Origin of the sequence: Vibrio thalassae (genome assembly GCF_900089835.1) — a bacterium.
Classification (GTDB): domain Bacteria; phylum Pseudomonadota; class Gammaproteobacteria; order Enterobacterales; family Vibrionaceae; genus Vibrio; species Vibrio thalassae.
In genome coordinates, this window is record NZ_OANU01000080.1 from 17,083 (window position 1) to 27,430 (window position 10,348).

At 44.0% G+C, this 10,348-nt stretch carries 9 protein-coding genes and 1 pseudogene; 6 read left to right on the top strand and 4 right to left on the bottom strand.

The genetic code is table 11. The features are described from left to right. Positions 1-534 precede the first annotated feature (534 nt). The gene (locus tag VTH8203_RS17905) at positions 535-819 is read left to right on the top strand and encodes a LuxR C-terminal-related transcriptional regulator (protein ID WP_096994881.1); all 285 of its coding nucleotides are present in this window, start codon (positions 535-537) and stop codon (positions 817-819) included. Positions 820-938: 119 nt separating this feature from the next. On the opposite strand, the gene tdh is transcribed toward VTH8203_RS17905, so the two are convergent. Both tdh and VTH8203_RS17915 read right to left on the bottom strand, forming a co-directional pair. Then, positions 939-1,970: an L-threonine 3-dehydrogenase gene (tdh, locus tag VTH8203_RS17910; protein WP_096994882.1), complete on the bottom strand. Its 1,032-nt coding sequence runs from the start codon at positions 1,968-1,970 to the stop codon at positions 939-941. 52 nt (positions 1,971-2,022) lie between these two features. Next, a complete protein-coding gene (locus VTH8203_RS17915; protein ID WP_096994883.1) occupies positions 2,023-3,216 on the bottom strand; it encodes a glycine C-acetyltransferase in 1,194 nt (397 codons plus the stop codon). Positions 3,217-3,381: 165 nt separating this feature from the next. Between VTH8203_RS17915 and VTH8203_RS17920 the strand changes: the two genes are divergently transcribed. From VTH8203_RS17920 to VTH8203_RS17940, 5 genes are all read left to right on the top strand, one after another. Further along, positions 3,382-4,305, top strand: a complete 924-nt coding sequence (locus VTH8203_RS17920; RefSeq protein ID WP_096994884.1) for a LysR family transcriptional regulator — start codon at positions 3,382-3,384, stop codon at positions 4,303-4,305. Positions 4,306-4,327: 22 nt separating this feature from the next. After that, positions 4,328-4,714 (top strand): SMU1112c/YaeR family gloxylase I-like metalloprotein, encoded by a 387-nt coding sequence (gloA2, locus tag VTH8203_RS17925; protein ID WP_096994885.1) that lies wholly within the window; start codon positions 4,328-4,330, stop codon positions 4,712-4,714. Between the two features lie 364 nt (positions 4,715-5,078). Then, a complete protein-coding gene (gene pdhA, locus VTH8203_RS17930; RefSeq protein ID WP_096994886.1) occupies positions 5,079-6,170 on the top strand; it encodes a pyruvate dehydrogenase (acetyl-transferring) E1 component subunit alpha in 1,092 nt (363 codons plus the stop codon). Continuing rightward, positions 6,163-7,161: an alpha-ketoacid dehydrogenase subunit beta gene (locus VTH8203_RS17935; RefSeq protein WP_096994887.1), complete on the top strand. Its 999-nt coding sequence runs from the start codon at positions 6,163-6,165 to the stop codon at positions 7,159-7,161. The genes pdhA and VTH8203_RS17935 overlap by 8 nt, the downstream gene beginning before the upstream one ends. Next, complete coding sequence (locus VTH8203_RS17940; RefSeq protein ID WP_096994888.1) at positions 7,158-8,312, top strand: dihydrolipoamide acetyltransferase family protein; 1,155 nt, start codon at positions 7,158-7,160, stop codon at positions 8,310-8,312. Before VTH8203_RS17935 ends, VTH8203_RS17940 begins: the two co-directional genes overlap by 4 nt. A 15-nt stretch (positions 8,313-8,327) precedes the next feature. On the opposite strand, the gene VTH8203_RS17945 is transcribed toward VTH8203_RS17940, so the two are convergent. Next, a complete protein-coding gene (locus VTH8203_RS17945; RefSeq protein WP_096994889.1) occupies positions 8,328-10,139 on the bottom strand; it encodes a S41 family peptidase in 1,812 nt (603 codons plus the stop codon). Between the two features lie 29 nt (positions 10,140-10,168). After that, positions 10,169-10,348 (bottom strand): annotated as a pseudogene (locus tag VTH8203_RS17950) (ISAs1 family transposase); the annotation flags it as partial.

Genomic DNA, 10,348 nt, shown 5'->3' on the forward strand with positions numbered 1-10,348 from the left:
GACATTCAGTGAACGAATAGACTCACAGCCATGAGTCTATTCTTCATTCAATCTAAACCAATACCTTATCTTGTGAAAGGCTCTAAACAAATATTAACGACGATAAAATATCTTTTATTAACATTAGATTTCTTACAGCACTACTCTCCATTTTTGTTCTGTCCCATTTAATTTCTCCGAGCGTGGCATTCGAAAACATGTCGTTGGGATATAACATTACCTTAGCCAGAATAGCATTATCGGCAAAACTTCAAACTAAAAATGGTTACGCTCTCTCAAATCAACTACCCTTTGAAAAAATCTAACTGCAGCTAATTCTCACCACATTCAATAGAGCAAGATAACCTTTCTAGGTCACCTTACCAACTGTATAAAATCGCGTCACACAGAAATGCACAACTCTCTGATATAAAGTGATTTTGCAAAATGTTTCTACCCGTGTTTTGTGCGTCAGAATTATCTGACATTAATTACCTAACTTGTTTCTCGTCAAATGCTGCGGCTGATCCTTTACGTCTGTTGCGTTGATATCAGATGCCGTATCTCGTTAAGGGTGAAACGATAGCAAGTACTGTTAAGCAGATTTCTGCCTATGTTAATCAACAAGCCTCACAAGACCGAGTAGAATCAAGCTTAAAAAAGCTATCTGAACGCGAACGAGAAGTTGCAAAGTTGCTATTAGCAGGCTTTAGCAACAACTACATTGCCTACGAATTTGGAATCAGTGAAAAAACCGTCAGCACTTTCAAAAGACGAGTTTTCTCAAAACTACAGGTTAAGTCCATTATAGAGCTGTCGAACCGCATACAGTTCGATTGAAACTCAGCTGTTTTAGAAAACCCTAAGCAGATGAGCCAGATCAGCTTAGCAAGCTGCAAAAAAATACTCCGAAAGCACTATGCTATTCGGAGTATTCAATAGTATTGAACCGCTAAGTTCTATTCCCAATCAAGAATAACTTTACCAGACTGTCCGCTACGCATAACGTCGAAGCCTTCTTGGAAGTCATCAATCTTATAATGGTGAGTGATGATTGGTGTTAGATCTAGACCTGATTGAATCAAGCTTGCCATCTTATACCAAGTTTCGAACATTTCACGGCCGTAGATGCCTTTGATAACCAAACCTTTGAAGATCACTTGGTTCCAGTCGATGCCCATGTCCGATGGTGGAATACCTAGCAGTGCAATACGACCACCGTGGTTCATAGTTTCCAGCATTGAACTGAACGCCGCTTGAACACCTGACATTTCAAGACCTACATCGAAGCCTTCCGTCATGCCTAGTTCTACCATGACATCTTTTAGGTTTTCGTTTGCCACGTTAACAGCACGCGTGACGCCCATTTTTCTTGCAAGATCTAGACGGTATTCGTTTACGTCAGTAATAACCACGTGGCGTGCACCTACGTGCTTGGCTACCGCAGCAGCCATAATACCGATAGGACCTGCGCCGGTAATCAGTACGTCTTCGCCAACTAGGTCGAAAGACAGCGCAGTGTGTACCGCGTTTCCGAACGGGTCAAAGATAGACGCTAGATCGTCAGAAATACCTTCTGGGATCTTAAACGCATTGAACGCTGGAATAACCAAGTATTCAGAGAACGCACCCGTGCGGTTTACACCAACACCAACCGTGTTGCGACATAGGTGAGTACGACCACCACGGCAGTTACGACAGTGTCCGCATGTAATGTGACCTTCGCCAGAGACGCGGTCGCCGATTTCGAAACCACGAACTTCTTGACCAATATCCACTACTTCACCGACGTATTCGTGGCCGACAACCATAGGAACAGGGATCGTGTTTTGTGACCACTCATCCCAGTTATAGATGTGTACATCGGTACCACAAATTGCCGTTTTCTTAATACGAATTAGAATGTCGTTGTGACCAAGTTCAGGCTTGTCCACTTCGGTCATCCAGATGCCTTGCTCAGGCTTTAGCTTAGATAGCGCTTTAATTTTCATATTGTAACCTTAAAGTCAGGTTTCAGACTCGAAGTCTGAAACCCTAAAAACCTTAAATAAGACCCATGTCCTTGCCCACTTCGATGAATGCATCGATAGCGCGGTCAAGTTGCTCACGGGAATGGGCCGCAGACATTTGAGTACGAATGCGAGCTTGGCCCTTAGGTACTACTGGGAAAGAGAACCCAATAACATAGATGCCTTTCGCTAACGCACGCTCTGCAAACTCAGCGGCTACTTTTGCGTCGCCTAGCATGATTGGAATGATCGCGTGATCGGCGCCACCCATAGTGAAACCTGCACCTTCCATACGAGCACGGAAATGTGCCGCGTTCTCCCATAGACGCTCACGTAGGTCACCACTCTCTTGTAGCAAATCTAGAACACGGATAGACGCATTTACAATCGCTGGTGCTACAGAGTTAGAGAACAGGTATGGGCGTGAACGCTGACGCAGCCAATCAATCACTTCTTTCTTACCAGAAGTATAACCGCCTGATGCACCGCCCATCGCTTTACCTAACGTACCAGTGACGATGTCGATACGATCAACAACGTTGTGGAACTCATGCGTGCCCGCACCGTTTTTGCCCATAAAGCCAACCGCGTGAGAGTCATCAACCATCACTAGTGCGTCATACTTATCAGCTAAATCGCAAATTGCTGGAAGATTTGCAACCACGCCATCCATTGAGAATACACCGTCAGTCACGATGAGCTTATGACGAGCACCTGCTTCGTTAGCCGCGATAAGTTGCTGCTCAAGCTCTTCCATATTGTTGTTTGAGTAACGGTAGCGCATTGCTTTACAAAGACGCACACCGTCAATGATAGAGGCGTGGTTAAGCGCATCAGAGATGATAGCATCTTCTTTATCTAGGATAGTTTCGAACAAACCTGTGTTTGCATCGAAGCAAGAAGTGTAAAGGATCGTGTCTTCTTTACCGAGGAACGTAGACAGTTTGTGCTCAAGTTCTTTGTGAATGTCTTGAGTACCACAGATAAAACGAACTGACGCCATACCGAAGCCGTTTTTATCCATGCCTGCTTTACCAGCGTCTATCAGTGCAGGATGGTTCGCAAGACCAAGATAGTTGTTCGCGCAGAAGTTTAATACTTCTTCACCTGTTGAGATTTCAACAGCGGCTTGTTGCTGAGAAGTGATGATGCGCTCAGACTTGTAAAGTCCTTCAGCTTTTACTTCTTCAATTTGATCTTGGATTTGCTTATAAAACGCAGAAGACATAGTGGATTCCTTTTTCTATCCTATTTATCAATAGGTTATGTAGGGAGGTGATATTTACAGCGTATTGATTCGCCTTATATCTAGATTCAAGCCATTCTAGTTCATTGTGGTACAAACGATTATCCCTTAAGATGGAAAACCATTAGTGAATCTGAGGCAACAATAATGTTCAGCCATAAGTTATTGAGCTTACTACCTGACCTCGCATCTTTTATTTTGGTCGTAAACGAAGGCAGTTTTACCGCCGCTGCGAAAAAACTCGGCGTTACGCCATCAGCACTGTCTAAAACCATCACGCGTCTGGAAAGCGCACTATCAGCAAAATTATTCGAACGTACTACCCGTAAATTGGTTATCACTCAGGCTGGACAAAAGGTTTACGATCAAAGCGTACTAATGGTCAATGCCGCTCAACAGGCTATTGACGTTTCTCAATCAGATCATACCGAACCGACTGGCTCTATTACGGTGGCAGCGCCAGAAGCATTTCTTAATTCCGTATTACAGCCATTTATTACGCCGTTCCTAGTTCGATATCCAGGAATCCAACTGAAAGTTCGCGCGGTTGATGGCGAAATCGACCTATTACGTATGGGTATTGACGTGGCGTTTAAGCTCACTGACAAACCGGACGAAAATTTGGTAATGATCGAATTAGGACCTACCAACCTAGTACTTTGTGCAAGCCCTGAATACATTACAAAGCGAGGGTTACCCCGCACACCCAGTGATCTTGAAAAGCATGACTGCCTCTACCTTGCTGAAACAGAACGCGACAACATTTGGGATTTTCTCAAAGACGATGAGTTTCATACCGTGAAAGTAACAGGACGCTATGCCATCAACCACTCTCAAATGCGCCTTCAGGGCGTAAAGCAAGGTTTAGGCGTAGGAATATTTCATGATTTTGTTATTTCTGAAGCTATAGAAGATGGCAGTGTTGTGCCCGTCCTCTCGGATTGGACCATCAAAAGTAACTACCATGGAGCCGTTGCACTTCAGTACGCTCAGACCAAATACATGCCAGCTCGCTTGCGTGTATTTCTTGACTATGTCGTCACAGAACTGCCATCAAAACTCACCAATTAACCAGTCACAAACGGAAGATAAAATGCTTAATGGGATTCATCACACCGCCATCATTTGTTCCGACTATGAAAAGTCGAAACACTTTTATGTCAACGTACTAAAACTGGAAGTACTCGACGAAAACTATCGTGAACAACGAGACTCCTACAAGTTAGATCTGGTCTTGCCTGATGGTACCCAGCTTGAGCTTTTCACCTTCCCCGGAGCTCCCGCTCGCCCCAGTTTTCCAGAGGCTCAGGGTTTAAGACATTTAGCCTTTAATGTCACAGAGTTAGATTCCGTCGTCGAGTACCTAACATCTCAAGGTGTCGAAGTAGAGCCAGTCAGAGTCGATGAGTACACAGGAAAGAGATTCACCTTTTTCCAAGATCCTGATGGCTTACCATTGGAACTCTGTGAAGAACTCTAAACCGAACGTTCAACTCTACTCAACAAAACCTATTGTCATTCGTTGCTCTTCGCTCCAAATGACAACAGGTAGTACCAGTGTCATATTTCACTCCAAACCAAGTTAATAACAAATATACAGCCCATAACTCCAATTTAAGGTTTAATTTCAGAATATTAACCCAAAAACTTGCACCTGTAAGGTTAATTTTACTGCAAGAAGAACATACAAATGCGGCACTTTTTAACAATTTGATTACACTTAAAGTAACCATGATTGTTTTGTCTTCGGACCATTACCATCGCGTCTGATAACAGAAATCAAGATTGTACCCTGGGATTTTCTTGCACTAGCTCTTATCGGAGCGTGCGAAAAGGAGCTCGAGATGAACGTACAAGCATTACCCATGCATCGTTTTATCGACTACCAAGGTAATCTCGTTAAGCCGTTGCCCAATTGGGCAGATGAGAACACCTTACTACAGTTCTACCGCGATATGGTCATCGCGAGAGTTTATGATGCAAAGGCGGTTGCGCTGCAGAGAACCGGTAAACTCGGTACCTATCCTTCCCACCTAGGCGCCGAAGCTATAGGCATTGCCATCGGTCACTCGCTTACCCGAGCCGATGTTTTTGTTCCTTACTATCGTGATATGCCTGCACTTTGGGTCAGAGGCATAGCCATTGAAAAGAACCTTCAATATTGGGGCGGTGATGAGCGAGGTAGTGACTTCGAATTTGAGGATGGCTCACCATGTACCGACCTGCCCTTCTGTGTTCCTATTGCGACACAATGCACTCACGCTGTCGGTGTTGCCGCAGCACTGAAAATCAAAGGAAACCATAATGTAGCCTTGGTTACATGTGGTGATGGCGCCACGTCGAAAGGCGACTTCCTTGAGTCGCTCAACTGTGCGGGGGCTTGGAATATCCCCTTGGTTTTCGTCGTCAACAATAATCAATGGGCAATTTCAGTTCCTCGAACTCTTCAATGTGGTGCCGAGTTTTTAGCAGACAAAGCCGTTGGTGGCGGCGTGCCTGGTATCACCGTCGACGGCAACGATGTGATTGCCATGTTTGACACCATTTTAGAAGCCGTTGGTCGTGCTAGGAAAGGCAAAGGCGCTTCGCTGATTGAAGCCATTAGCTATCGCCTTAGTGACCACACTACCGCCGACGATGCAAGCCGTTACCGAAATGATTCCGAGCTACAACAAGCTTGGGATTATGAGCCAATCAAACGTCTTAAGTCGTATCTAATGTCGCAGCGGATGTGGTCTGATAAACAGGAACAACAGCTAACTCAAGAAGCTAAAGCTATCGTTGAAGCGGCGGTCGCTCGCTATTTAGCCATGGCACCTCAACCACCAGAATCTACGTTTGATTATCTCTACGAAACGCCTACAAAGGAACTAGCGCCGCAAAGAGACACCCTGATTAATAAGACATTGCGAATGCAAGGAGGCAAACATGACTAGCCAACAAACACCCGCCATTACGCTTGTCGAAGCAGTAAACCTAGCACTTCACTACGAAATGGAACAGGACAACAATGTGGTGCTATTGGGTGAAGACGTCGGTGACAACGGCGGTGTATTTCGCGCTACTGTGGGGTTAAAAGAGAAATTCGGCCTAAAGCGAGTCATTGATACCCCACTGGCTGAAGCTCTTATCGGAGGTGTTGCGGTTGGTATGGCAACTCAAGGGCTACGACCTATTGCCGAGTTTCAGTTTCAGGGTTTTGTCTTTCCTGCCATGGAACACCTTATCTGTCACGCGGCAAGAATGAGGAACCGCACCAGAGGACGATTAACCTGCCCTGCGGTGTTCAGAGCGCCTTTTGGCGGTGGTATACACGCTCCAGAACACCATTCTGAGAGTATAGAGGCATTATTTGCACATATTCCCGGTTTTAAAGTTGTCGTACCTTCCTCTCCACAACGTGCTTACGGTTTGCTACTGGCATCGATTCGAAGTAACGATCCTGTGATGTTTTTTGAGCCAAAGCGGATTTATCGAACGGTGAAGTCCCCCGTGGTAAACGACGGGCAAGCTCTGCCTCTTGATACCTGTTACACACTGCGGAAAGGTCGCGATCTTACCATTGTTACTTGGGGAGCTTGTGTTATTGAAACCTTACAAGCAGCCCAATCCTTGTCAAAACAGGGAATCGAAGCAGAAGTGATCGACTTGGCGAGTATCAAACCGATTGATATGGATACCATCATTAAGTCACTCGAAAAAACCGGACGTTTGCTTGTCGTCCATGAAGCAAGTCGAAGCGGCGGTGTCGGAGCAGAAATCATCACACGAGTTTCTGAGCATTCTATGTGTCTTCTCAAGGCCCCACCTAAACGAGTGACTGGTCTTGATACCGTTATGCCTTATTACCAAAACGAAAACTATTTCTTAATTCAAGAACAAGACATCACACTTGCCGCACGCGAACTTGTCGAGGGCTGGAAATGAAGTCATTTTTATTACCGGATTTAGGGGAAGGACTCGCTGAGTCCGAAATTGTTCAATGGCATGTTAATGTTGGTGATCACGTTGACGTTGATCAGGTGATCTTAACCGTCGAAACCGCGAAAGCCGTTGTCGAGGTGCCAGCACCGTATAGCGGTAAAATCGTCAGCCGTCATGGGAATGAAGGTGACGTCATCAACATCGGCAGTTTGCTGATTGAGATTGAAGAAGTGGTCACGGAAACTTCTGCCACTCACTCTACATCCACATCAAGTGATGCCGCCACCGTTGTGGGTAATGTGTCAAACCACACGCACCACGTTGAAGTTGATGACTTTTGGGTTGGGCCTGCTCATCATTCAAACTCTGAAAAAACGGTCACTGCGATGCCGTCTGCTCGACTTCTCGCTAAAAAGCTCGGTGTTGACCTATTAAAGGTGAAAGGTAGCGGACATGACGGTGTAATCACTGACACAGATATTTACAACGAACTTGACCGGCAAACACCTGGGACAGAAGTGCTCAAGGGCGCTAGACGCACCATGGTCGGTACTATGGCGGAGTCACATCACAACGTTGCTTCTGTGACGGTCACTGAAGAAGCGTTACTGTCCAATTGGTCACAACAAGAGGATATTTCCGGTCGTTTAATTAAAGCGGTTGTGTTTGCTTGCCAAAAAGAGCCTGCTTTAAACGCTTGGTTTGATGCCGATACAATGACACGTTGTGTTCATAGCAAAGTGAATATCGGAATCGCGGTAGATAGTAGCCATGGATTGTATGTACCAGTACTCAGAAACGCCGACAGATTTGACCAACAAGGAATACGCCACTGGCTAAATGACACTGTAGAGGGAATTCGCGCTAGGCGAATAGGTAGAGAACAACTACAACACGCGACGATAACACTGTCGAACTTTGGTGCCATTGCCGGAATTTTCGCGACCCCAGTCGTCTCTCCGCCTCAAGTCGCTATTGTGGGAGCAGGACGAATTGTAGAGAAACTAGTTTTACAAGACGGCCAACCAATAGTCATCAAAGCGCTACCTTTGTCGATCACATTCGATCATAGAGCCTGTACTGGTGGCGAAGCCGCGCGATTCGTCAAAGTACTGGTTGAACACTTGCAGCAGCCAACCGTTGAAATTATTTAACTTCGTACCACAAACCTATAGCCAGGGTGGTAAGGGATAGAGCTTTTCGTATACCTTTTGGTTGTAAAAATTGGGAGAAGCTGATGAACTCATTTGCACGTCTCTGTTGGACAGAGTGGTCACTAATGAAGAAATCGACGAGTGACACTGATCTTTCTCAATGATGCTCAAAGCATCACTCACCATCGGTTCTTCATATGACCCTAACTGTAACGTGACATCATCAATGGCTGCACACCCTTTGACTCGGTGCGTTAAACCAATTTCAGAAGATTCAAACTCAACAGGTTCTAGACCGTAAGTGTAATCGCCAAATCCTTTCTCATTTTGACCGACAAATTGAACAAAATAGTAAGCCATACCACAGTTCATATTGGGAACAAAACCATATGGCTTACCATATGTTTGAGAACCGATAAGCACTACCTCGACATCAATTCCCCTTAGACCATTAATCAAAGATTCACTGGCAGATGCAGTGCTGCCTGTTGCCAGTATAAACACTCGATCTAAGTTTAAAGTCGGTAGCATTTCGTTTGTTATAATTCCTTGACTCCAATCTATTTCTCTGTCGACAAACATTAAGTCAAAGTTTTTATGAGAACTTTTGTCATTATAGATTAGTGACTCAAAAATTCTGTTCGAAGACTTAGCACCGGCAATCATATAAGCTAGCTGCGAGGACATATACAAAAGCCCTCCCCGATTATAGCGAAGATCAACAATGAGTTCATTTACACCGTCTAACAAAAACTCATTGAATGTCGATATCAAAGAAGATTGGGCAGATGCGTGAAACTCATTAAGCATAAAATAACCAATACGGTCATCAGATGTCACAAGTTGCCTTTTGAACATAAGTGGGTTTGCCACATCATGAGTAGGTGACATTAGAACCTGTTTGATAGCTCCAAGGGGAGAATGAAATTCGAACAAATAAAGGCCATCCTTGGTATTAAATAACACCTCATTGATAAAAACCAAGTCGGAAAAGATGGTGGTATTAATGACATCAATATTATTAATTTTTACTAGCCTGTCGCCTCTCGAAATACCAGCCAAGCCAGCTATAGAGTATTCATCTACGTATGTTAATACCAGATTTCGAGGCGGGTATGAAGATAAAAAAGACCAATTAAACCCGAAACCGTACAACACTTTCTCAGCAAAGTTAGACATGTAGTCGTCATATGTTTGGCTAAAATGAAATCTATCTTTAGGGCGGTTGTCAGCTAAAGTAAAAGGTGTTTTAAGACTGTTAAAGTAGCTAGAAGTCGAGCTGAAATTTGATGGGTTACTATCAATAATTTCATCATACCAAAGATACTCTTCATTATGTATTGATCTTAGATATAACTGTTCTTGTAAAATAGAACCCTGATTGTCTGGATATACAGTTCCAGTGTGTTCATCTATCCCTGACCTTGGCGCATCACAAAGGTTTCTGTAAAATTCCGATGGAAAGAAAACACCTTCTTCCCAAACATTTTCGGTCTTTCCTTTTTCTGTTAACTCCTTGTCCACAAGACTAATTAAGCTTTGAAGTCCTTCCAAACCATCCAACTCATTACTGTTGTTAATTTTTTTGTTATATTCCTCAATGTACTCTGGATTGAAAGTAAGACCGATAATGGAATCTAAAACTTCAATGGTTATCTTTTGAGAACTATCGTTATTAATTGAATTAATTACCTCCGCCAAAGCGTTTTGATGTGAGAGCCACTGGTTATTCACCCTGTCTATTACCTCTTGAATTTGTTCAATTTTTTCCAAGGAAACCAAATTAGACATTTCATCTGAATAATTAATTACATATTCATCTACCACCCAGGGCGGGATTCCACTTTGAATAAATATTAGCCAAATATTATTTTTGAGCGATATTCACCAGACCAACCTGACTTTCTACGTTTGGCAGCCAAGCTATCTTTGTCACTCTCATCCTGCTTTATCGTGTTCAACGCAGCACGATTAAATGCCGCTAAGTGAGCAGCTCCATCTGGGTCTTTTACTTTTAGTTCATCTTCTCTGAATAC